20 protein-coding genes are annotated in these 22,295 nt (G+C 46.7%); 6 read left to right on the top strand and 14 right to left on the bottom strand.

The genetic code is table 11. The annotated features are described in order from the left end of the window. Positions 1 to 52 precede the first annotated feature (52 nt). Positions 53 to 1,030, bottom strand: coding sequence for a FecR family protein (locus VIM72_RS24770; RefSeq protein ID WP_332005509.1), 978 nt, complete (start codon positions 1,028 to 1,030; stop codon positions 53 to 55). A gap of 40 nt (positions 1,031 to 1,070) precedes the next feature. After that, positions 1,071 to 1,655, bottom strand: a complete 585-nt coding sequence (locus VIM72_RS24765) for an RNA polymerase sigma-70 factor (protein ID WP_332005508.1) — start codon at positions 1,653 to 1,655, stop codon at positions 1,071 to 1,073. Positions 1,656 to 1,918: 263 nt separating this feature from the next. Here VIM72_RS24765 and VIM72_RS24760 point away from each other — a divergent pair, with 263 nt between their 5' ends. Beyond that, complete coding sequence (locus tag VIM72_RS24760; RefSeq protein WP_332005507.1) at positions 1,919 to 2,317, top strand: helix-turn-helix domain-containing protein; 399 nt, start codon at positions 1,919 to 1,921, stop codon at positions 2,315 to 2,317. On the opposite strand, the gene VIM72_RS24755 is transcribed toward VIM72_RS24760, so the two are convergent. Together VIM72_RS24755 and VIM72_RS24750 are read right to left on the bottom strand one after the other, a co-directional pair. Further along, a complete protein-coding gene (locus VIM72_RS24755; RefSeq protein ID WP_332005506.1) occupies positions 2,314 to 2,874 on the bottom strand; it encodes a cupin domain-containing protein in 561 nt (186 codons plus the stop codon). The two genes, VIM72_RS24760 and VIM72_RS24755, sit on opposite strands and share 4 nt — an antisense overlap. 103 nt (positions 2,875 to 2,977) lie before the next feature. Then, a complete protein-coding gene (locus VIM72_RS24750) occupies positions 2,978 to 3,556 on the bottom strand; it encodes a hypothetical protein (RefSeq protein ID WP_332005505.1) in 579 nt (192 codons plus the stop codon). 134 nt (positions 3,557 to 3,690) lie between these two features. On the opposite strand from VIM72_RS24750, the gene VIM72_RS24745 reads away from it, so the two are divergent. Then, positions 3,691 to 4,689, top strand: coding sequence for a hypothetical protein (locus tag VIM72_RS24745; RefSeq protein ID WP_332005504.1), 999 nt, complete (start codon positions 3,691 to 3,693; stop codon positions 4,687 to 4,689). On the opposite strand, the gene VIM72_RS24740 is transcribed toward VIM72_RS24745, so the two are convergent. Continuing rightward, on the bottom strand, positions 4,686 to 5,039 hold the full coding sequence (locus VIM72_RS24740) for a helix-turn-helix domain-containing protein (protein ID WP_332005503.1): 354 nt from the start codon (positions 5,037 to 5,039) through the stop codon (positions 4,686 to 4,688). The genes VIM72_RS24745 and VIM72_RS24740 overlap by 4 nt on opposite strands. A gap of 99 nt (positions 5,040 to 5,138) precedes the next feature. Here VIM72_RS24740 and VIM72_RS24735 point away from each other — a divergent pair, with 99 nt between their 5' ends. After that, positions 5,139 to 5,669 (top strand): NAD(P)H-dependent oxidoreductase, encoded by a 531-nt coding sequence (locus tag VIM72_RS24735; RefSeq protein ID WP_332005502.1) that lies wholly within the window; start codon positions 5,139 to 5,141, stop codon positions 5,667 to 5,669. A gap of 5 nt (positions 5,670 to 5,674) precedes the next feature. Here the strand turns inward: VIM72_RS24735 and VIM72_RS24730 are convergent, their stop codons facing one another. The 3 genes from VIM72_RS24730 to VIM72_RS24720 all read right to left on the bottom strand — a co-directional run bounded on the left by VIM72_RS24730 (position 5,675) and on the right by VIM72_RS24720 (position 8,800). Next, positions 5,675 to 7,213 (bottom strand): S41 family peptidase, encoded by a 1,539-nt coding sequence (locus tag VIM72_RS24730; RefSeq protein WP_332005501.1) that lies wholly within the window; start codon positions 7,211 to 7,213, stop codon positions 5,675 to 5,677. A 78-nt stretch (positions 7,214 to 7,291) separates the two neighbouring features. Further along, a complete protein-coding gene (locus VIM72_RS24725; RefSeq protein ID WP_332005500.1) occupies positions 7,292 to 8,215 on the bottom strand; it encodes a hypothetical protein in 924 nt (307 codons plus the stop codon). A gap of 6 nt (positions 8,216 to 8,221) precedes the next feature. Further along, complete coding sequence (locus VIM72_RS24720) at positions 8,222 to 8,800, bottom strand: peptidoglycan recognition protein family protein (protein ID WP_332005499.1); 579 nt, start codon at positions 8,798 to 8,800, stop codon at positions 8,222 to 8,224. A gap of 260 nt (positions 8,801 to 9,060) precedes the next feature. On the opposite strand from VIM72_RS24720, the gene VIM72_RS24715 reads away from it, so the two are divergent. Continuing rightward, positions 9,061 to 9,603, top strand: coding sequence for a GNAT family protein (locus VIM72_RS24715; RefSeq protein ID WP_332005498.1), 543 nt, complete (start codon positions 9,061 to 9,063; stop codon positions 9,601 to 9,603). Between the two features lie 189 nt (positions 9,604 to 9,792). Here the strand turns inward: VIM72_RS24715 and VIM72_RS24710 are convergent, their stop codons facing one another. Next, positions 9,793 to 11,010 carry a Gfo/Idh/MocA family oxidoreductase gene (locus tag VIM72_RS24710; protein WP_332005497.1) on the bottom strand — a complete coding sequence of 406 codons (1,218 nt, stop codon included), beginning with the start codon at positions 11,008 to 11,010 and terminating at the stop codon, positions 9,793 to 9,795. 145 nt (positions 11,011 to 11,155) lie between these two features. Between VIM72_RS24710 and VIM72_RS24705 the strand changes: the two genes are divergently transcribed. After that, positions 11,156 to 11,923 carry a rhamnogalacturonan acetylesterase gene (locus VIM72_RS24705; RefSeq protein ID WP_332005496.1) on the top strand — a complete coding sequence of 256 codons (768 nt, stop codon included), beginning with the start codon at positions 11,156 to 11,158 and terminating at the stop codon, positions 11,921 to 11,923. A gap of 49 nt (positions 11,924 to 11,972) precedes the next feature. Here VIM72_RS24705 and VIM72_RS24700 read toward each other — a convergent pair whose 3' ends face one another. Genes VIM72_RS24700 through VIM72_RS24690 form a run of 3 tightly spaced genes read right to left on the bottom strand, consistent with a single transcriptional unit; the run spans position 11,973 to position 20,665 of the window. Further along, positions 11,973 to 13,766 carry a RagB/SusD family nutrient uptake outer membrane protein gene (locus VIM72_RS24700; RefSeq protein ID WP_332005495.1) on the bottom strand — a complete coding sequence of 598 codons (1,794 nt, stop codon included), beginning with the start codon at positions 13,764 to 13,766 and terminating at the stop codon, positions 11,973 to 11,975. 5 nt (positions 13,767 to 13,771) lie between these two features. Further along, positions 13,772 to 17,035: a TonB-dependent receptor gene (locus VIM72_RS24695; RefSeq protein WP_332005494.1), complete on the bottom strand. Its 3,264-nt coding sequence runs from the start codon at positions 17,033 to 17,035 to the stop codon at positions 13,772 to 13,774. A gap of 30 nt (positions 17,036 to 17,065) precedes the next feature. Then, a complete protein-coding gene (locus VIM72_RS24690; RefSeq protein ID WP_332005493.1) occupies positions 17,066 to 20,665 on the bottom strand; it encodes a T9SS type A sorting domain-containing protein in 3,600 nt (1,199 codons plus the stop codon). 381 nt (positions 20,666 to 21,046) lie between these two features. Between VIM72_RS24690 and VIM72_RS24685 the strand changes: the two genes are divergently transcribed. Continuing rightward, positions 21,047 to 21,691 carry a hypothetical protein gene (locus VIM72_RS24685; protein WP_332005492.1) on the top strand — a complete coding sequence of 215 codons (645 nt, stop codon included), beginning with the start codon at positions 21,047 to 21,049 and terminating at the stop codon, positions 21,689 to 21,691. A 57-nt stretch (positions 21,692 to 21,748) separates the two neighbouring features. Here VIM72_RS24685 and VIM72_RS24680 read toward each other — a convergent pair whose 3' ends face one another. Both VIM72_RS24680 and VIM72_RS24675 read right to left on the bottom strand, forming a co-directional pair. Then, positions 21,749 to 21,910, bottom strand: coding sequence for a hypothetical protein (locus VIM72_RS24680; protein ID WP_332005491.1), 162 nt, complete (start codon positions 21,908 to 21,910; stop codon positions 21,749 to 21,751). A 191-nt stretch (positions 21,911 to 22,101) separates the two neighbouring features. After that, a partial coding sequence (locus tag VIM72_RS24675; RefSeq protein WP_332005490.1) for an alpha/beta hydrolase family protein occupies positions 22,102 to 22,295 on the bottom strand: 194 nt, incomplete at its 5' end.

Raw genomic sequence — 22,295 nt, 5'->3', positions numbered from 1 at the left:
ATAGATGTTTAATAAATATTTATAGGAAAAGAATGTTAGTCCGGTTCCATCGTCAGCATCCACTACCTTTTATATGATAGTTGTTACCATTCCTGATCACCTCTCCATTCACCAATTCAGCCAGCACATTCATAATCCTGCCAACAGGCTCATTGCTGAAATCGCAGGAAATAGAGCAGCCAGACAGGTTATCATCAACGGTAATGGCTATATTGAATTTACGTTGAAGGGCGGCAGTTACCTCCGTAAGCAGGGTTTGCCTGTATATCATTTTCCCGTCTTTCCATGCAGCCGTGGTGGCTGCATCTATGTTATCATGCCTGGTAAGTTGTTGTTGAGATCTGTTGTACACAATTTGCTGGTTACGCTCAAGATATTCGGCAGCCTGACCGGATGAAAGCCCATTGCCGGCAGCAATCCTTATTTTGCCGGACAATACTGCTATCACCACATTGCTGCTGCCATTATAGGCGTTTATGTTGAAGCTTGTGCCCAGTACCTGGGTGGTCAGCGCATCGGTATGAATAATAAATGTGCTGGATGGATTTTTAGCTATTTCAAAATAGGCCTCACCGCTGAGTGTAACTTCCCGGGTATTCCCGCGGAATTTATCAGGATAGCTTAATTTACTGCCGGAGTTTAACCATATCTTGCTACCATCTGCCAACAGGACAGTGGCTACTTCGCCATTTCGGGTAGATTTTTCAAGTTGTGTTACCGGTGCAATGATATTTCCCAGCATGGCAATGCGATGTTGGAATATGACTGCAGGTATAGCAATGCAAACAAGTATGGTGGCTGCTGCCAGCCAGCGCCTTTTTATATTTTTCCGGGAGGCGTACATTTCGTCAATACCGCTGATAACCCGGCCATATACTTTTTTCCTGTTGAATCCAGTTTCGTGTTGAGGAAGGAGGTCTTCCTTTTCCAGTTTTTGATAATACCGGGAAACCAGCGTTTCTTCCTCTTCTTTTGCTTTTCTTTTGCGCAGGAAAATATTATACCACCTGGTATGTTCAGTTTTTTTCATGAATGCAATCTTTTTAAATGGTACTTGTTGTTAACCGCCGTCACGTAAGCGTAAAGGCCATCAATAGAATGGTTATAGTAAGTAATTCCTCCAGCGAGATCCTAAGCCGCTTTAAAGCAATGGTGATCTGGTTTTCCACTGTTTTCATGGAAATATTCAACAAACCGGAAATCTCCTTGTTAGACAATTGTTTCTTCCGGCTCAGGTAAAATATCTGACGGCATTTATCCGGCAATTGTTCCATGCCCTGGTCCAGGGCGCGATACATTTCTTTCTCCAGCAGATGGCTATCCGGGCCCTGCTGCATGGCCAGTTTTTGTAAGGCTTCCACATCAAGCTGTGCTTTTCCTGAACGGAGATACATCAATACCTTGTTCCGCATGGCTTTGTACAAATAAGAGCGCAGTGTATCCACCTTTAGCAGGTGCCGTTTTATCCATAAATGGATGAAAAGTTCCTGCACAAGATCTTCACAAACCTGTGTGTCGTGTAACAGGTGCCAGGCAGAGAAATAAAGTTTTGAAGAGTACCTGTTATAGATCAATTCGAATGCCTGCTGGTCATCCTTTTGTATCAGTTCAATCAGTTGCTCGTCTGTCCAGATTCCTGCATTGGTGGAATTCATAAAGTGGAAGGCTGATAAAATAAGTTTACACTACTAAAAATTACAAATATTATCTTATTGTTTTCAGAAAACGTGGCCACAATCGTTATATATGATGCAAAAAAAAGGGCTAGCCCCCAAAGAAAAGGGAAGTTTTTTCAAGGAAAATATTAAATGGTTGATTATTAATGTGTTTAATGGATTTTGAAGAAAAGTACGTTACATTTCCTAACTTCACATGACTTCCATCCACCGTATTTATTGCCCTGTAAACCGCCTGATAAATGGAACCACAATTGTATAAAGGATGTCCGGTACAGTTCACGCTGCAATTCCTGGCGGGAAAATGGCGTACCGGTATTCTCTGGAACCTGCGGGAGAAATCCATGCGGTTCGGCGATCTGAAACACGCGCTGCCAGGTGTTACCGACAAGGTTTTAATGAATGAGCTACGGTTTCTTACCGGCAGAGGTATGATAGAGAAAAAAACGTTCCGGGAGTTTCCACCCAGGACCGAATATAGTTTGTCTCTTACAGGCAATAGTCTCCTTCCAATTATCCGGCAAATAATCATTTGGGGATATGATCATTTACAGGATGAAAAAGTAAACGGGAAAATGTTTATGACTCCTGCTGAAGTTATGGAAGACCTGGCCTCTCTTGCCGGTAAGCCTCAGGCTTAGGATTTTTTATTTTCAGGGAATTTTATCCCATACTTTGCTGATGTGGCTACCAGGCGCGCTATATCCGGGGGCCCGGCGGGCAACGGGGCTTGCTTCAGTTCCGGTGCAGGTTCGCTCATCTCAATAAAGAATTGCTCAAATCCCCCGGGCGTCAGTAATATCAATACTTCAGATCGCGCTGTTAATACTTTAAAGGAGTGTTGGATGTTACGTGGTAAAAACATGGTGTCGCCGGCAACGGCATGATAGGTTTCGTTTTTTACGGAGAATTCTATTTCTCCGTCAAGCAACAGAAATGTTTCATCTTCCCTCGTATGGGTATGTGGCGGCGGTTCCAACCCTTTTATTTCAGTCATTTTTAACAGTGAAAAAAGTCCGTTTGTATCTGCTGACCTGAGCAGGATCGACAATAAATGACCGATATACCAATAAGAGTTCTTTAATGAAGGTTTCGTTAGCAATGGTTGGTTGTTTGCGGCGGTCGTATTAAATGCAGGGAACAGTAATAAGCTGGTAAAACTGCCGGTATACGTCAGAAAGGATCTCCTGTTTAACATGGATACAAGATTTTACTTGTTGTACAAGTTACAGTGATCCTTTCTAAAAAGGCGCATACTTACCTGGTGGAAAGTGAGGGAAAATTATTTTCTCATCCCCACATTAATAATCCGATCTTTTTTTTGCTTCTTCCTTTGCAAAATCGAGCAGGGACTTTTTAATCACCTTCATATAAGCGTCCTTTGTGTTATTGCTGAACGATTGCAGGTATTGTGCATAATCCTTTCCTTCATAACTCATTTTCTTTGCCAGCTGGAGCCAGGTAGCCTGGTCGGTTTCTTTTCCCATGAGATGAATGATGGTAAGCGTATTATGTGTTAGCAGTGCATCCAGGTAGTTCCTGTGTTCCTTTGAGGTATCTTCTTTTGCAGCAAGATCTGTCAATACAATGGCGCCTATGTCAGTATTATTTGCATTATATACCTGCTGAGGGCTATCGTCGGCTTGCTGGAGGCTGTCGCGCCGCCTGTAGTAAATATCCTGCGCGGCCTTCATGGTGGCTTCGGCTTTCTTTAGCTTTTTCTCATCTGCTTTTTCATTGCTCAGTGTAACAGCGGCTTTCTTTAATAAGGTTAAGAACTGCGCCTGTTTAAGACTATCAGTTTGTTGCGCAAAACAATTAACGGAGGCAAACAACAATAATATGGTAGCTACAAATGAAGGGAGTGTATACGATTTCATTGGTTACGGGAGTTTTTAGGATGTGAAAATAAGTAATATATTGCAGATATGCTATGCGGGGTTGTTCCTGGCCATGTTTTTGCGGTCAGGCTTCACGACTTTAGCTACCCATATACCTTTAACATTTGTAATGCATGTTCACATCTTCCCATATACTCAAAAACATAAAATCCTCTTTCCTCTACAAAGACGAGCTGATTATCTGTACCGGCGACGGCATCTTCTTCTACCGGGAAAATGAACCTATAAAAATATCAGGCATTGCGCCCTGGTTTGCCTGTATATTTGGTGAGCTATTCCTCTTCCAGGAAGATAATGGCGGTGCGGTTCACTATTTCCGTAAAGGCAATGAAGTGGAGCACGGCATCCTGGAAGGGCAATTCTATTTATACAGAAGCATGATAGATGGCCGGAAGATCTATCTTCCGCACGACGGCATTTTGCAGGAGTTTGATCATACGCTCCGGTTTATGGGCCGGTACCAGGTGGGGCGTATTCCCTTTGCCGTTCACCATGGTAAATATTACCGGCTATTCCCCCATTTAAGCTGTTTTTCCCTGGAAGATAACGGGGTGCAATGGACCATGGAAAACAAGGACCTGCTGGAAGAAGTAGGGGGGATTCCTCAAAGTTATTTTTACCAGAAAAATGATCTCCTGATCATACGGTCGAAATTTATAAACTGGCATAATTTCGTCACCGCTTTCAATCCCGATAATGGCGCTATTGCCTGGCAACAGCGAGGCCAGATTCCTGCCACTACATTTCTGGGCGATCAGATATATGGGATCTTTTATCTGCATCTGCCTGACTTACGGGGAAGATTTACTGTTATAGACAGTAAAACGGGAGACTTGCTGAAAGATGTGGACATCACCAATGAGCTTGCGGCACATGGCTTCCGGCCGTCGGATTATTATTTGCTGGCAAAGCAGGATAGTTACCTGTATATCGCTGCCGGCTATGGGAAAACGTTGTATGCATTTAACATGGATACTGCTAAAATAGATTGGATGCAGCCGGTAAATACAAAAGCCGGATGGCTGAGCAATATGAAGCTTTATAATAACCGATTATTTATTATTGATGAAGCAGAAGATATGCATGTATTTGCCCGTTCGCCATTAAATTAAAGCGCCTTATGCTTTTGTCCCCACTTTCCGAGCGCATGGATAATTGTTTTTAATTCATACCCGATCGGCGTTAGCTCGTATTCTACACGAAGAGGTACTTCTGCATAAACCGTCCGTTTTACCACCTTGCTTTCCTCCAGCTTGCGCAGTTGCAGGGTGAGCATCCGTTCAGTGATGTTGGGCAAACATTTTTTCAGCTCGCCAAACCGCTGCTTCCCGTTTACCAGGTAGCAACAGATCGCTAACGCCCATTGGCCGCCAATGATATTGGAAGCATATACCTCGGGGCACTCATTCGCTAAAGCCTGTTTGTTCGCATAATTGGTGGAAGACTCCTTTATTCTTGCCATACTTACATTTTTTATAGTACCGTACAATGGGTTGCCAGTAGGCAAAATTAATGTTTTGCCGTTTACTTTTGCGCCATCATTCAGTTTAAACAAGGAGATATGAAAACATTGGTAGTTATTGTCCACCCCGATATGGAGAGCTCGGTCATCAATAAAAGATGGGTGGAGGAATTGAACAGGTACCCGGAGAAATATCATATTCATCAGCTGTATAAGATCTATCCCGATGAAAAAATTGATGTGCCGGCAGAACAGCGGTTGATAGAGCAATACGATAAAATTGTATTCCAATTCCCCTTGTATTGGTTTAGCTCTCCGCCGCTGTTGAAAAAGTGGTTTGATGAGGTGCTTACTTATGGCTGGGCTTATGGAAGTAAAAGTGGGTATAAGATGGGAGATAAAAAAATAGGTTTGGTTATTTCAGCAGGGATAGATGAAGAGGGATATACCTCCCGGGGAATTTATAAGTATACGCTAAAAGAACTGACGGCCCCGTTTGAATTAACATTCAATTATATCAGGGCCGATTACAGGTCTTTATACGCTTATTATGGTATTGAGCTAAACAGTTCAAAGGAATGGATTGAAAACAGTGTAGCTCCGTATATGGAGTTTCTCAGCAAGTTATAGGAGCGTTACCCACCGATCAGCCGGAGCACATATTCCATCTGAGTATCCTTTTGCTGCATAAAATCGTTGAAGGTAGGCCATACGGTATGATCGGGGATAATGCCCCTGCCTTCCGGCTGATCCGGTTTTACAGGGGCGTCCTGGTCTACATAAACGATAGAGAACTTCGTTTTTATTTTTGAATGGGGGAGCTCGTAGATGACGGCCATATGGCCATTGTGCCCATAATATCCTCCCACAGTTTCTACTCCTACAATGGTAACATTGCGGGCATAGGCTTTTACCAGGGAAGCCAGGTGGGAGGCGGCAGAAGCCACATTTTCATCAATAAGCAGGTACAGTTTTCCTTTAAATCCCGGTTGCTTGGGTGAATACACTGGGTTATAACGCGGGTTCTGTAAATTCCGGCCGTTGCGCAATGCCGGGAAATAATCTTTCAGCATTTTTTTTCCTGCTTCTTTGGCGGCTGAATCCATCCTTACTGCAGTAGATACGCCCCAGAAATACTGTTCATACGGGATCCCGTTATCAAAGATGCTGTAGGCCAGTGTATTTTCCTTAAAGCTGGAATCTGTAAGGTACATCATGGGTTGCTCAAAAGTAGGGTCGCTGCCACCGGGATTGCTGCGGATGTCCAGGATCAGGTTGGGAACATTGTTATGGCTGAGCAACCGGAACACGCTATCAATAAACGATACATATACTGCGAAGGCGGGGTCGTCTGCATCGGCCGCCATAGAAAATATCCGGAGGTTTAATAAACCGGTGGAAGGATTCAGCATCCTGAAGCTGTATTTGGGCTGTACCTTGTAATCGATCACGCTGTCTACCGGTGCGCTGTAACGACGTGCAAAATTAGCTTTCTGCTCCTGCAGCGATACCGCCGGTACCGTCACGCTTTGAGCCAGGGTAGCGCCGGGAGGAAGGAAGCGAATGGCAAAACTGTCTTTAATGCCATACTCATACAGGTAACGTAGCCCATAACTTCCGTTTACGCTGTTCGATAGTTTTTGTGTTTGTATAAAGCCATCTGCTGTGAGGTATTTGTAAAAAGATGCCATCAGGTCCTTTTGGGAAACCCCATTGATGCCTAACACCTCTGACCCCACGGGAATGGGCGCTGACGGACTATTGAAGATGATCTTACCCTCTATATATTTTAAGGCATAGGGGAAGAAACCGCGTTGCCGGTTCAGGTAGCCAACAAGACCGGCGTCTGGTTCTGTATAGTTATGGCAGCTTCCTTCAAAATCGGTTAGTTGTAAAATGATCTTATAAAAGTCGATGACAGACATAGGCTTGCGTACCTCTGCAAAGGCCCATTTGTAAATGCTGTCGATCTGTTGCTGGCTGCGGTAGCGATACAGGCCGGAATTGGCCTTTTTACGGATATCCAGGAACAGCTGCAGGTCCTGCTTCATTTCATGCGGACTAAGCTGCGGGTTGTAAACAGACAGGCTGTCGGCAACGGGTTTGGATGTGTGAGTGGCCGGCTGCGCCCATCCCTGGTGCACCAGTAATAGCAAAAACAGTACTTTCTTCATCAGGTTTTTCATGTATAAAGCACGAATCTACAAAAACCGGTGTATGAAATATCTTTTGAAGAAATATAAATTATATATTCATTTCTCTGCTGCAGACAATTCCTTTTTAATATCTGCAGGCATCTTCCAGCTGTATTTACGGAGTAGTTCCTGGTAAATATCCTTCCAGTTGATATCATCTTCAGACGCGCCCGTTTTTACTGTTTGCAGATACCTGGCAATATCATAGGCCATATGATACCCGTTGTAGGAGTTTTCACTCATCTTAAAATTATTAATAGCGCTGCCCAGGTCTTTTGACAGCAGCGATTTGAATCCCGTCATCTCGTAGCTGCGGGCTAAGCCTTCATTACGGTTGGCAGCGGATACTTTCTGAAAGCCTATGGCCGGTGGCGTTATATCTTCCGCCAGTTTTATATTATCAATTCTCTCCAGTTCTTCTTTTGCGCTTTTCGCTTCCAGGTATTCGAGCTTTGTTTGCGTTGACTTTGCTGTATCCCTTGCCAGTACCGCTACAAGTTCCTGGCTTCTCTTTAAACGGGCATCAAATGAATCGGCCTGTACTTTCACCACTTTAAGATAATCCTTCCAGCAATCTCTCAGTTTTTTGGATGGCGTTACGTTGGCGAAAAATTCCGCCAGCAATAACCTGTTCCTGGGGTTCTCCGCGTATACCACGCTTTCAGAAGCGTATTTGTTGTACGATTCCAGTTCTGCAATTCCCTGTTCCCGGTCCCTGAAGCCCCAGTTAATGATATAAGTGATAACGGTAAGGCCTACCGTTCCGATCAGCCATTTGAAAAGGTCAATCTTTACCTTATATCTTTCAAATGTTTCTGAAAAAGTAGCGTAGGTATACTGTTGGTTTTCGGGTATTTTAAACAGTTGCTCTAAGCTACTGCCCGGAACATTACTGGTACTGGGGTACCTGGAAGATTGCAGGTTTTGCTCAAGTTCTTCCTGCGACAGGTCGTCGGGGGAATCATGTGTTGGTAAGGGCATATATGTTTATTTAAAGAGGGGCAAAAAATTATCGTTATAGGCTTTTACGGTATTGCCGCCGAAGAAGTTAGTACCAGGGCATGTTTTGATACTGTCTGGTTCGTCGGTTACTTTTCTTTTCCCGGTTTCCAGGTCAAACCAGTGGTGGTATACCAGGGTTTGACTATTGGGGGTGATATTGAATTTCTTCAGCAGTAAACCGGTTAAAGTAATGATAGTGTTTTTCTGCGTTTCAGTCATCATATCACGCCCTTTATCAAAGTCGCCGGTATTTTCTATACAAATACCTCCTTTGTTGGCTAAATGTATCCCGGCAGGTTGTTTGTCCAGGCTGCGGCAAATCATGATCTTTCCATCCGGAAATGTGGTCAGGTTCTGCGCAATTTCATCAAAGCCTCTTTTAATGTGGCTTTGTTCCATACTGTCGCATAGCTTAAAGTGATTGTCGCCGTCAAAATGTTTGTAAGAGGGAATCCAGGTGTGGTGTTGTTGAATATGCGAGATAGTCCTTACAGGGTGGAAAAGGGATAACCATTTCTTGAATTCATCTACCTCTAACAACAGGAATTTGCCTACTTGTTTCATAGTTTGTTTATTAGGATGAGGGATTGTTTGAAATTCAGGGCCAAAATAGCAGCGGCAGTTTTCTGGGGTAGCGCTTTTCTTTTGGTATTATGGGTAAATAAGGGATATTATTTTATATGAAGATAAATATAACTATTTTAGAAAAGAATACCAACTAATGAGTATTTTTTAAGAAGTTATGAAAACGATGAATTCAATGTCAACACACACTTTCACTATGGTGAAGGTAAATAGTAAACTTCAATAAGCAGTATAATAAAATGAACCTTAATATTCAATCTTCCAGGTTGTTAATCCGCGATTTTTCAAGAAGCGATTGGGAGGCATTACACCGGTTGTATATGATGCCTGAAACGGTGAAATATAATCCAAGCGGGTACCCGGAGAACGAGGCGGCAACAAAGTTGCTTGTAGATGGATGGTCTGTACAGCAGGAAGCCACTAACAGAGAGCAATACACGGCAGCTATCATCAACCGGGCAGATGGTTGTTTTGTGGGTGTCATTTCATTGGATCGGGGAGAAGTAAAGTATAGAAAAGCAGAAGTATGGTACAAACTTCTGCCGGAATATTGGGGACGAGGCTATGCTACAGAGGCTATGAACAGTATATTGGCCTTTGGTTTTGGTTCGTTAAAACTGCATAGAATAGAATGTGGCTGCAGTATTCATAATACAGGATCGTATCGTGTAATGGAGAAGGTAGGGATGACACGGGAAGGTGTTAAACGGAAGGCGCTGCCACTGGAAGATGGATGGCATGACGCGTACATGTATGGTATTCTGGCAGCTGAATTCGGTTAGTTGTTTCCGGATAATAAAAAGGAGCGCCTGCCCAAACTGCGTCGCTACCAGCAGGCGGGCAGGGCCGGGTAATGGCCATCGCCCACCTACCTGGTACAAATGGAAGCATAAGGCCGCCAATAGCGCAACCTGGGAAGCGCATTCATAAGCCGATGCCTGAAGGGGATAGACGGGCTATAGAAATAAGAATTATATATTATACTCCGCTTTCCAGTGCTGGCTGGCGCCGGTTTCAATGGCATGATTAGCCATATGTACCGCCACGGCGGCATCTTTCCCGCTTTCCACACCGGATACGGGCTTTTTTTTGTTCCTGATGCAGGCGGCAAAGTCGATTAATGCAGAAGTGGTAGGTTCAGGTACCGGCTCGCCTGCTTTCCCGAACGCCAGTGGCATTCCCTGGCCCGGGGGACCGTCTGTCCTGGTGGCGCCGGTTACGCCGTCTACAGTATCCAGTACTTTTTTTACATCTTCACTGTAAATAAATGCCTTGTCGCGTTGTATTTCAAGTGTACCGCGGTTTCCCAGCACCCTGATGGCATATCCGTTATAGGCGTTGCTAAGGATAGACGAGACGCTTGATTTTATACCGCCGGGATACTCAAATACGGTGCGCACATTATCCCAGGTTTCACGCCCGTCTTTCCAGTAATCGATACCGCCCATACCTACCACGCGAAGCGGGTGGCTGTCCAGGATATAATTTACAATATCGATCTGGTGCCCGCAGAGCTCTGCTACCAGGCCACCGGAGTATTCACGGTACATGCGCCAGTTGATAAGGCGTTCCATGGCCGGATCAGGCACGGGGTTCCTCCAGTTGGAATTGCGATGGTACTGGCACTCGAAATGGGTAACAGTACCCAGCCAGTTTTGTGCAATGATCTCTTTTACGCGGTGATAAAGGGCATAGTACCGGTATTGATGTCCTACCTGGAGTACCAGCCCGGATTTCCTTACCTGGTTTACCAGTTGTAATGCCTGCGGGATATCATAGGTCATGGTTTTTTCCACGTATACATGTTTACCGGCATCCAATGCATCTTTTGCCATATCATAGTGCAGGTAGAGTGGCGTAGCGATGATCACGGCTTCCACTTCTTTATTTTCGAGCAGCTTACGATAGTCGGTATAGGCTTTAGCGCCTTTTGCTGCGAGGGCCATACCCTTTTGCAGGTTGGCGGGGATGATATCACAGCAGGCAACTATTTCAAGGGCGGGATTTTTCTTCAGCAGCCTGGCGATGCCGCTGCCGCGGTTACCGGTGCCTATCAGCCCGGCTTTAACGGGAGCGGCGCCTGGTGCGGCCAATGCCCATGCCGGTAAAGTAGCTGCCGCTGCAATGCCAGTTAATGTTATGGCGCCGGAATACAAAAATTTTCTGCGGGAAAAATGATGATCTTGCATACTCCAAAATAGGTAATAAAAAGAAGCGGGGCAAGGTTTGAACCGCATAAATCTCCGGTAACGTTCTCGCTGTTTTAAAAGGTGAAAAAAAATATCCAAGTATATTTAATACCTGGATATTTTATCAACCGGAAATATTTTTTATATGCAGATGAATACAAAAAAGAGTATGCTGCTGTTAGGTGTATGCCTCTTACTTTGCAGCTTTATTCCACAGCAAAAGAAGATCAATATCTTTTCCATCGGTGATTCTACCATGTGTGATTATGATGAAAAATACCTGACTTCATTTGGGGGTAGTAGTCTTTATCCTATACGCGGATGGATGCAGATGGCGCGGGAGTATTTTACCGGGCCTGTTGTTATACACAACGCAGCAAGGAGTGGCAGAAGCTCTAAAAGCTACCGCAGTGAAGGGCATTGGCAAAAGGTGATCGACAGTGTACAGGCCGGCGATTATGTTTTTATCATGTTTGGCCCTAATGATCAGAAAAGCGATACTGCCAGGCATACGGACCCGCGCACTACTTACCGTCAGAACCTGATCGGGTATATTAATGAAACCAGGGCAAAAGGAGCGTATCCTGTATTATTCACTTCTATTGTAAGGCGTAAATTTGGTACCAATGGAAAGCTGGAAGATACGTTGGGAGATTATATCCCGGTGGTACGGGAACTGGCGGCTGAAATGAAGGTGCCGCTGGTAGATCTTTACAAGGCATCAGGCGAGCTTGTTGAAAGTTATGGTCCGGAAGAATCCAAAAAGTTGTTTGTATATATCCAGCCGGGCGTATTTCCCAAATTGCCCGACGGGAAGCAGGATGATACGCATCTGAATGAAAGAGGAGCCAGTGAGATAGCGGGATTGGCAGTGCGGGAATTGAAGGCGATGGGATTACCCTTCTTTAAATAAAAACAGGTGCAGTTGCCAGAGCTCCCGGCGGCAACTGCACCTGTTTTGATCAATATCCATAATCCTGTGTAAGATTATGATTCGCTTCTATCGACGTTTGAGGTATGGGCAACAATTCATTACGGTTCGGCGTAAAAAGCTGCGCTACATTGGTGATCCATGATGCGGTGATAGAACTTACCCAGTTGGCTTTTGCATAACCACCGGGAGGAGCCGCAGCAGGAGAGGGCTGGTAAAGGGAGCTTCCCCATATGATTGTTTGTGATCCTGTTTTATAATAAACTACCTGCGGCAATGTATTGTATGGCGCCTGTTTGTTCATCATTTTCGTATAGTTAGCCCTTGTTTCTAATATTTTCTGGTGTAGCAGGTTCCAGCGGATCAGGTCATATTTGCGGATCCCTTCTCCGCCGAATTCAAAAGATCGCTCATTTACAAGGGCATTAAAAAATGCTTCTTTGGAGGCTGGTGTAGTGCCTATTTTATCTTCATTGCCTTTGAATCCTCTTTTTCTTACTTCCTCGTATGCGCTGATGGCGGCTGCAGTGGGGCCGTTGTTCAGTTCATTTTCTGCTTCTGCAAACATCAGCAGGATATCAGAAAAACGCAGTACCGGCCAGTTGATGCCCAGTTGCTGGGAAGTGGTGGTGGGCGCCGGTGTGATCCAGTCGGCCCGGAACTTTCCGCTGGTCATATTCACCAGTGTTTGTACGGTTTTGGATCTGTCTGCATTATTGTAGTAGGGAGCGGTGGTTACATCGCGGCGGGTATCCACTGAATCAAAGGAATAGAAATAAGTAGGAATAACGCGTATGGAGCTATTGCCCAGCTGGGCTGCGTTGCCGGGCACATAAAATCTTGGGCCGTCGTAATACCCGAGGTTGCCGGTGAGGCCGGCGCCCATTGCTATTTCAAAGATCACTTCTCCAAAAGGATCCTGTTTATAGGAATCAAGACCATCTTTAAATACGGCCTGGAAGCTGGGATTCAGGGTATGTTTATCGCGGCGCTGCATGATATCATAGCATTCATCCCTGGCAATTTTGTAGAAGTCGGTGTAATTGCTGCTGCGTTCCATTTTACGTGAACTGCGGCGCAGGGAATAGCCGCCCCTGAACAGGGCGATCCTTGCACGCAGCCCTTTTACGGCGCCTTTGGTGATCCGTTCGTCTGCTGTTACGCCGGGCTCGCCCCGCCAGGGCACCAGGTCTTCTGCCGTTTTGAGATCACCCAGCAGGCGGTCGTAGATGCTGTCGCGGTCCATTTTTGCGAGGAACAGGTCTGTCTGGTCAATGGAGGGAATGAAAGGTGCCGGCACATCTCCCCAGTTCCGGATCAGCTCCAGGTAATACTGCGCTCTCAGGGTAAGCGACTCTCCATATAAGCGGCGCAGTGCTGCTTGTTCAGTGGCGCTGCCTTTACTGTACAGTTCCATGGCAGGAATGTTTTTGATACAGATATTGGCGCGCTCCACGCCAATATACAACTGCTGGAAAGGGCCTGCCAGTTGCGCGTTGGTGGGCTGCAGGTTGTAGCGGGAGAGGTCCCTGGAACTGTTGTCAGGCGCTGTAGTATTGGTAACGCCTATCATTTCGTCTGTATCGTAAGGATACATTAAACTAAGCCGGCTGCCATAGGCCTGTGTGCCCGACAATGGCTCATAGGCGCCTATAACGGCGCTGGTGGCATTAGGCACGCTTCCGAAAACATATTGCTCGTCAAATGCGGAAGGAGGCGTTTTGTCGAGGTATTTTCTGCAGGCGGCAGTACCCATCAGTATTGGAATGAGCACTATCATCCAGGCAGTGTAATACAATTTTTCCCTTGCTGTCATATTCTCCATAATCTTTATAATGTAAGGTTAATACCAAAAAAGAAAGAGCGGCTGCGCGGATAGGCGGAGTAGTCTACGCCAGGCGTAACAGGCGTAGCGCGGCGCGTGTTCACCTCGGGATCATAACCCGAATAACGGGTGAGCACGGCGAGGTTGTTACCGGTAACGTATACACGCAAACTGCTGATCTTAATTTTGCCAAGTTGCTGTGCAGGGAAGGTGTACCCCAGGGTCACATTGTTCACCCGGAGGAAGGACCCGTCTTCCACTGCCCAGGAAGTGGGATAGAAGGCGCCTGCACCGGAAATAGGCATCCATATTCTGGCGTTGCCGTTCAGCGCTGCCAGCTGCTCGGGGGAAGCGCCTGTTACCACTTGTTTACCGCCAACGGTAATTACCTGCTGCATTACTTTCCCACTGGCGTCTACTGTGCGCCAGCGGTCTTCCATAATGGCCAGCATATTGGTATTGCGGGAATAGGCGTTGGTGAATTCTATTTTGTTGGCATTGAGGATACTGTTGCCCACCACGAAGTTGAGGAATACGCTCAGGTCAAAATTTTTGTAAACAAATTGCTGGTTCAGGCCTCCTGTGTATTTGGGATTGGCATTCCCGATGATGGTTTTATCATTTTCATCGATGATACCATCACCGTTCAGATCCTTTAGTTTCATCCATCCGGGTTGGGCTACGCCTATTACGCCGGAAACATCGGTAACGCCTTCTTTTAAGGTATAGATCCTGGTGCTGGCATCGTAGTTGAAGTCGTCCAGCTTGTAAAAGCCATCGTTCACAAACCCGTACATAGAACCTACGGGTTCACCTGTTCTTACAATATAATCTGCCGGCTGCCCGGAGATACCAAACCCGGAGTTCCGGTAGAACTGTGTAAGGTAGCTGGAAAGCGCCTCTACCTTGTTCCTGTTGAATGCGATATTAAAAGTAGCGTTCCAGCTGAAGTTTTTCTTTTGAATAACGGCGCCGCTTAGTTGCAGCTCCACCCCCCTGTTGGAAGTAGTGCCTACATTCTGCAGCTGCTCTGAATAACCGGAGCTGGTTGGAATACGTATAGGTATCAGGAGATCTTTTACCTTGTTATAGTACACATCTGCGGTCAGTTGCAGACGGTTGCCGAAGAAGGCGGCATCCAGGCCGGCATTGCGGGAAATGGTGGTTTCCCATTTAAGGTCCTTACTGGCAAGACTGCTCGCTACATATCCCGGTATGATCTGTTCATTCAGGGAATACTGTGCATTGGCAAAGTAAGTATTCAGGTACAGGTAGTCGGCAATACGGTTATTTCCTGCGAGCCCGTAACTAAGGCGGAGCTTCAGGTCAGATATGAATGATACATCTTTCATAAAATCCTCCTGGGAAATTCTCCATGATAAAGCTGCCGATGGAAAGTAGCCCCATCGCTTATCCGGTGCGAACTTGGAGGAACCGTCTGCACGCAAACTGATACTTGCCAGGTATTTGTCCTGGTAATCGTAATTTACTTTTGTAAAGAAAGATAACAGGCTGCTTTCCGCGATGGTTGTTTTAGGGAACAACGGCACTGTAGTGCCCAGGTTAAACTGGCCAAAGGCTTTTTCAGGCGTGATCCCCGCGGGGAAATATCTCAGTTCATTATCCAGCATATTGCTGGAGGTATTATATATTTCATTTCCCAGCAGCACATTCACATGATGTCCTTTAGTACCGTTGTTCCGGTAAGTAAGCACGTTTGAATTGTTGAAGGAATTGCGGTTGATAGTAATATCGCTGATGAGCGGAAGGTTGGCGCCGTTCAGCCTGGAATTGGAAGTAACGGAGCCGTCGAATGCCTGTTGTTCCTGGTTGTTACGGTCAAACCCTACGGTTGTTCTGAAAGAAAAATGCTTGTTAAAAGTATAGTTCAGGTAACCGCCGATGTTGAGGATCTTTGTATATTTTTTCCGGTACTGTGCGTTGTTCAGTAATACCGGGTTAATGATCCCCAAACCATTTCCCGCATTGGTATCATTGTAATAGTCCACATCATCCACTTCTTCCGCGTTGGTATCGTCCAAATTAAAGGGGCGGTATTTGATGGTATGCCGCAAGCCGTTGTAAGCAGAGGCCCCTTCGTTGGATGAACCGGCTCCGCTGGAAGTTTCATCGCTGTACCTAACGTTGAATCCTATACGTAGTTTACTGTTGGCGGTATGATCAAACTTGAAGTTAACCAGGTTTCTTTTCAGGTCGGAATTGATCATGATGCCTTCTTCCTGGTTATTGGTATAGCTGAGATTATATCTTGTGTTCTGGGTGCCTCCCGCAATACTTGCATTATGCGTTTGCATCAGTGCATTACGGCCAAATACATTATCCTGCCAGTCTATTTCAGGAATGTTCCGGTATTTCTCCAGGTCGGTGCCATACATGTTATCAAAAGCAGCGCTGTCGGCCGTGAGCCCGCGACTGCGTTCATACTGGTACTGCACAAAATTGTAAGGGTCCATTACGTCCAGTTGTTTTGGCAGCTTCCGGATGCCCATCATGCCGTTGTAACTCACTACGGTTCTGCCTTCTTTCCCGGTTTTGGTAGTAATAATTACCACACCGTTAGCGCCTCTTGCGCCGTAGATGGCGGTAGCGGAGGCGTCTTTCAGTACATCTACCGATGCAATGTCCTGTGGGGATATACCGGAGAAACCATCTTCTACCTGCACGCCGTCGATAATGTACAAGGGGGAATTATCCTGTGTTACAGAGCCGCCGCCTCTTATCCTGATATTAAAATCGGAGCCGGGCTTACCTTCGGAGGAGGTGATCTGTACACCTGCCAGTCGCCCTGTAAGCGCTTCTGCTGCGGAGTTCACCGGTATATCTTTCAGTTCTTTTGCATTCACGGACGATACTGCACCGGTGAGGTCTTTTCGTTTTACGGTAGCATAACCTACTACCACCACATCATTGATGTTCCTGATCTCTGTTTCCAGCACTGCATTGATGATGGTTCTGCCGTTGATGGATACTTCCTTTGCCGCATGACCGGTATAGGTGAATACCAGTTTCTCTGCTGAAGACGGCGCCTTCAGGCGGTAATGTCCTTTCTCATCGGTGATGGCGGCAGCTTTACCATCTTTTACTTTTACGGTTACGCCTATCAGCGGCACTTTATCTGCGGCTGAGGTAACGGTGCCTGTTATCGTGGTTTCGTGCGACTGCGCAAACAGCGCTGTCGTAAAACACAGCATTACACAGGCCAGTAAAATTCGCGACAGCGGTTGCATGAAATTCTGCTTATCCATCATAACAATCATTTGAAAATTAATATCTGTTCCTTACTGTTTTATAAACACCAATCCGCTCCTGGTACCTGCGCTATCCATTACCAGCAGGTAGGAGCCACTTATCAGTTCCCCGGTATTGATCCTTGTTTCCGTAGCGCCCGGCGCCACCACGCATGTTTTCACTCTAAGGCCGCTCATGGTGTACAGGGAGATGCCTGCATTTCCTTTTACCGGCGGGTGGCGTATCACCAGTTTGTTGGTGACAGGATTTGGGAAGATGATCAGCTGGTTTTCTTTTTTTATTTCTTTCACTACCATCCCGTTGGTGGCAGGCAGGGAGCGGAACAGGGTAGTATCTACCGCTTGCCGCGCCTGCAGGGCGTTGTCGATACTGATGGTATTGCTGTATACGATGGCGCCCTGGCCATCTGTCCTGTAACTGCCTATCTTATAGTAAAGCGTTTGTTGCGGTGCATTCGCGTCTTCTATTATGTAATGTGTTTTGTTGATGTTGGAGGGCAGCTCGCTGATCTTTGTGAAGGATACATTATCAGCTGAGCGGTAGATGCCGAAGCGGAACTGGTCTTTGGCCCAATCGATATCAAAATTGATCTTCACGGTGTCGCCACCGGTAAGACTTGCAGATGCCTGGGTAAAGGTTACCTGCTGATCGGGCGACTGGATACCATTGAGATAATTTTCCAGCATGGTAAAGCCGTTGCTGCCGGTTGTATTGGCGGCAATGCCGGTGGAATCGCTACCTGTCATCAGTTCCCACCAGTTGGGCAGGCCGTCATTATCTGTATCATCCGGGTAGGTGGTGGATGTTAAGGTGGGCCATCCGCCTACGGTGTTCTGGCTGTTGATGATCCCCGAGGGGTGGCCCATGCCTTCGGCCTGGTAGCTGCTATCCTCATAAGTTGCGGTGCCGGTGAGTGTTTCTCTTACAATGCGGCGGTCTACCGTATCCCTTCTTGGCAAAGAAGCGCCGGCATTGCCGGTTACTGCAATGTAAGCATCGGTAGCGGTTTGCGTGGTTACGGGGCTATGTGCAAATGGAGTGTTTACCCTGGCAGTAGCGAGAGCTTCCGCGGAGCCGGGGAGATTATCGGGATGCACGCCATATACCCAGTTATTGTCGGATGAATCGTTGGGCTCTTCCACGCAGGGATAGCCTGGTACATAGTTACCCTTGATATAAAATTTTCCGCCGGGAATAGTATCTCCACCCAGCGATACGCTGTAGGTAGTATAGAAGAGGATACGATGCCGCCTGTTGGCAGTAGCGCAGGAGGAACTACCGGTAGTAGCGGGGCCGGGTTTGTAATAATTGTTCACCATATTCTGGTGGCCGCCGGCGCCGCCATAAGTGGTGCCTACCCAGTTATATATCACGTTGTTCCTGAAGTCGACATATTCCAGTTCCGGCTGCCCGGTATTAGCGCTGCCGGAGAAGCGGGGATTCCGGTTACTATGGCTGGCCAGCAGGTTGTGATGAAAGGAGGCTTGCTGGCCGCCCCAGATGCCGCCGTAACCATGCGGTGTTTCTTTTACATGGATGGACTTATACAGGCTTTCGCTCAGTATGCTCCATTGCAGGGTGAAATTGGAGATGGCATAGAATGATCCTGCTTCATCGGTAGACCAGCTCAGGGAACAATGGTCCACGATAATATTGGAGAACGGTTTTGTAACGGGATTACCAAAATTGTTATACATGGCATCCACTGCTTTGGCAGTATCCCCGGGGTTCAGGATAATATCTCCCGGGCGACTCCGGAGGTACCTGATAATTATGTTATTGGCCCTGATGCCCAGGCCGTAATTAGCCAGGCAAATACCATCGCCGGGCGCTGTTTGCCCGGCAATGGTGATGTTGTCCTGTAAAATTACAATCGGGCTTAACAGGTATATGGTGCCGGACACTTTGAACATTACAGTGCGGTTAGGCTGGCTGACCGCGTCCCTTAAACTGCCTGTGCCGGAGTTATTAAGATTGGTGACATAGTACACGCTGCCTCCACGGCCTCCTTTGGCAAACCTGCCACCGCCTTCTGCACCAGGAAAAGCAATTTGCCGGAAAGGATAGGTAGTGCCGCTGATCATTACATTTTTTGTTACCAGGTATTTACTGGTGATGGCGCTGGTAGTCCATGGATATACTCTCAGGTATAAGGATTTGCCCTGTGGAATATCTATGTTCAGGTTACTGAACGTATAGGCAACAGGGTTAGTACCGGATACCAGGAGCTGATCGCTTGCCAGGTCGGTAAAAGTGCTGCCGTCGGCCGACCAGCAGATCCTAGCATGTGCATACGCCGATGAGTTGAATGCCAGGGGCACGGTGATCTGCTGTACCACCAGGCTGTTGCCCGTTACTGGTGAGGCGGTGTATTGTATATACCTTCCTGTAGCAGGAGCGGTTTCCGCGGGCCAGGTGCTATCCGGTGGTAATAGTCGTTGTCCGCCGCTGCCGGAAATGTAGTTATTCACTTTCAGCCCGGTGAGCGATTGGGGCGTGGCCGTTACATCGCCGGTTACGGTGGCATCCTGCCCGGTGGTAAGCGCCCAGGTGATGGCTGGCACTACATAGCTATAGCCTGATACCGTTACGTTTTTTATGGTGAGTGGTATATTGCCCTGTGCGGCGCTGCTCCAGGGGAGTAGGCGGAGGTACAGTGTTTGCCCGGTGGTTGCCGTGATGTTCAAGTTACCCAGCGTATATACGGTAGCGTTAGTAGTTAAATTCAACGTGGTGTCAATCTCCGTATAGTCGGTCCCATTAACCGACCATGAAATTTTAGCTTTACCACTGGTAGCGGCAAAAGCCAGCGAGAGGGAGAGGTCTGTTAACGTGAATGCGCTGCCGGTAAGGGGTGCGATGGTAAACTGGGCATACCTGTTATGATCGGGCGCAGTTGCAGCCGGCCAGCTGCCGGTGGCGGGTAATAGTTGTTGCCCGCTGGTATAACCGCTCAGGGTAAGATTGCTGAGTGTTTGCGCTCCCGCAGTGATATTCCCGCTGGCAGTTGCCTGCTGATCCGCGGTGAGTGGCCATGTGGCTACAGGCGCCGGGTTGGTGGTGCCTTTAATGATCACATTTTTTGTTACCAGGTATTTACCGGTGATCACACTGCTGGTCCAGGGCGACACCCGGAAATACAAAGTGCTGCCGGCGGGCACATGGATATCCAGGTGCCCGAAGGTATAAGCCGTTGGTGTGGAAGAAGAGGCCAGTGCAAAATCGGGTGTTACTGTTGTAAAGTGGATACTATCCGTTGACCAGGCCAGGTTTACCCTTGCTGCACTGGAGCCATTGAAGCTGAGGGATATCCCGATCTCATTGATGGTAATACTGTTGCCGGTTGCGGGCGCTACCCGGTATATCATGGACCTGGAACTGTCCGGCGCCGATTGTGCAGGCCAGGACCCCGCCGTGGGAATGGTACGTTCCCCACCGGAAATATAATCGTAATGCGACAGGCCATTCAGGAGTTGTGCAGCAGCGGTAATATTTCCGCTGGTGACCGCCTGCTGGTTTGCAGTAAGCGCCCAGGTGGCCACAGCCGGGGATTGGCCGTAGGCATTGCTGCTATCAACGCTGTTGATCAGCAGTATTACAGGTAACAGAAGAAGTAGAAATCTTTTCATAAATATTGTTGCATTATTTATTCTCCAGGTATTTCACTCCCTCAATTCCAAATGCTACAGTTAACGGAAAGCATGGCCCACCGGATAACATCCGGGTATTTTTCCGAAGTGTGGCATTTCACCTTTTCGCAATTAATTGGAATATTGCCTGCCTGAAAATGACAGCGTGGATAACAGGCTTCTTCTTCGTCTTACATTCCTGAATCTTTTTGGCTGATATTGTTTTCCTCAACCAAAATACACCCGAAATGGCTTATTTCGCATGTAAGGGGCATATAAATCACCGAGAACGTTACCGAAATCTTCGTGCAGACTATTTAAACAGCAATAGCCATTAACATTATTTTACTTATATTGCCTATAAGTGTTTAAACTCCCCCAATGCGTATCTCTGTAGCCATGAAGTATCTTGTAGCGTCCATCACTTTTATTTTTTTTCTTGTTAGTTGCGGGAATCATACAACTAACAGCGACTCCCATGAGTCTTTTAATAATAATTCCTCTTTGGAGTTACCCTCGCGCTTTGTGAATAATACCCCGCCGGGCACTGACCAGGTACAGGATTATTCAGATAACAGTGATGAAATACAGGAGTACCCGGATGATATTTATTGTGCAGAGGTTGCGTTTTATAATCCCAATACGGGTACGCATTCAAGTTACACGCTGACAGTTGCCGTAGAAGATAATGAAGTTACCCGGATAAATTTTCCAAACGGAGGGTGGCTGGATAGCGAACATTTTTCGGGCGCAACGTTAGATGATCAGGGATTGGCGTCCTTTACATCCGATAAAGGGTACGACTATGAAATTCACATAATCGGTAAGGGTGACGGCTGTTTTACAAATGTTCCTTCCGCGGTTCAATGTATGGGGAGAACCAGGCAGGGAAGGAGATGTAAAAATATGACTGATAATCCCAATCAGCTTTGCTGGCAACATCAGTTACAGGATGATGAAGACCTGGAAGAAGATGAAGGGGATATGGAAAATGATAATGAGGAAGAAGAGTATAACCAGTATTGATTACCAACTGACCAGCCAATCCATAAGGCCGGGCGAAGTACGGCAACTTTAAAAGCCTCACTTAAAAATACTCCCTACCACTCTTCCGAGGAGGGCTACAGCAGTTCCGGTTCCTCCAATTGTTATATTATGTTTAATCGCGCCAATTAACATCATTATAAGGCCTGCGAAGGATATCAGCATTCCAATAACTTCACCTGGGGATTTTTCGTTTTCCATAGAGAACGGGATTAAGTTTTGGGGATTACAATTCGTTAGCATACCAAAGGTAGTGCTTTATCCGGAAATCTTTGTGCAGGCCCGGAGTGGCATTCGTTAATGCCCGGTTGCCCGCAGAAATGTTGTTAGCTGTTTATTTAAAGTACCCCCGGAAATTTAATGAAGTAGCTTTTGCAAAACAGCTTTCATCTTCAAAATCCATTTTCGGTTAGCCAGCTTTTAAACATCCTGAACCAATTATCCCTGCTGTTCAGATCATTCAGGGCAAAGCCATGGCCGCCGGATTGCAGGATATGCATTTCAGCTTTTACATTGGCCTGCAGCAGGGCATTAAAAAACGAGAGCGTGTTTTTAACAGGGATCACGTCGTCATCTGCAGCATGTG

It is taken from the genome of Chitinophaga sp. (assembly GCF_036569185.1).
In the GTDB taxonomy this organism is placed as follows: Bacteria; Bacteroidota; Bacteroidia; order Chitinophagales; family Chitinophagaceae; genus Chitinophaga.
The sequence above is the reverse complement of the archived record's forward strand: the minus strand, read 5'-3'. Positions and strand labels throughout refer to the sequence as shown.

Bases quoted from the DNA above. Each gene is read 5' to 3' on its own strand.
- VIM72_RS24770 (WP_332005509.1), bottom strand. From the start codon at position 1,030: ATGAAAAAAACTGAACATACCAGGTGGTATAATATTTTCCTGCGCAAA.
- VIM72_RS24765 (WP_332005508.1), bottom strand. From the start codon at position 1,655: ATGAATTCCACCAATGCAGGAATCTGGACAGACGAGCAACTGATTGAA.
- VIM72_RS24760 (WP_332005507.1), top strand. From the start codon at position 1,919: ATGGAACCACAATTGTATAAAGGATGTCCGGTACAGTTCACGCTGCAA.
- VIM72_RS24755 (WP_332005506.1), bottom strand. From the start codon at position 2,874: ATGTTAAACAGGAGATCCTTTCTGACGTATACCGGCAGTTTTACCAGC.
- VIM72_RS24750 (WP_332005505.1), bottom strand. From the start codon at position 3,556: ATGAAATCGTATACACTCCCTTCATTTGTAGCTACCATATTATTGTTG.
- VIM72_RS24745 (WP_332005504.1), top strand. From the start codon at position 3,691: ATGTTCACATCTTCCCATATACTCAAAAACATAAAATCCTCTTTCCTC.
- VIM72_RS24740 (WP_332005503.1), bottom strand. From the start codon at position 5,039: ATGGCAAGAATAAAGGAGTCTTCCACCAATTATGCGAACAAACAGGCT.
- VIM72_RS24735 (WP_332005502.1), top strand. From the start codon at position 5,139: ATGAAAACATTGGTAGTTATTGTCCACCCCGATATGGAGAGCTCGGTC.
- VIM72_RS24730 (WP_332005501.1), bottom strand. From the start codon at position 7,213: ATGAAGAAAGTACTGTTTTTGCTATTACTGGTGCACCAGGGATGGGCG.
- VIM72_RS24725 (WP_332005500.1), bottom strand. From the start codon at position 8,215: ATGCCCTTACCAACACATGATTCCCCCGACGACCTGTCGCAGGAAGAA.
- VIM72_RS24720 (WP_332005499.1), bottom strand. From the start codon at position 8,800: ATGAAACAAGTAGGCAAATTCCTGTTGTTAGAGGTAGATGAATTCAAG.
- VIM72_RS24715 (WP_332005498.1), top strand. From the start codon at position 9,061: ATGAACCTTAATATTCAATCTTCCAGGTTGTTAATCCGCGATTTTTCA.
- VIM72_RS24710 (WP_332005497.1), bottom strand. From the start codon at position 11,010: ATGCAAGATCATCATTTTTCCCGCAGAAAATTTTTGTATTCCGGCGCC.
- VIM72_RS24705 (WP_332005496.1), top strand. From the start codon at position 11,156: ATGCAGATGAATACAAAAAAGAGTATGCTGCTGTTAGGTGTATGCCTC.
- VIM72_RS24700 (WP_332005495.1), bottom strand. From the start codon at position 13,766: ATGGAGAATATGACAGCAAGGGAAAAATTGTATTACACTGCCTGGATG.
- VIM72_RS24695 (WP_332005494.1), bottom strand. From the start codon at position 17,035: ATGATGGATAAGCAGAATTTCATGCAACCGCTGTCGCGAATTTTACTG.
- VIM72_RS24690 (WP_332005493.1), bottom strand. From the start codon at position 20,665: ATGAAAAGATTTCTACTTCTTCTGTTACCTGTAATACTGCTGATCAAC.
- VIM72_RS24685 (WP_332005492.1), top strand. From the start codon at position 21,047: ATGCGTATCTCTGTAGCCATGAAGTATCTTGTAGCGTCCATCACTTTT.
- VIM72_RS24680 (WP_332005491.1), bottom strand. From the start codon at position 21,910: ATGGAAAACGAAAAATCCCCAGGTGAAGTTATTGGAATGCTGATATCC.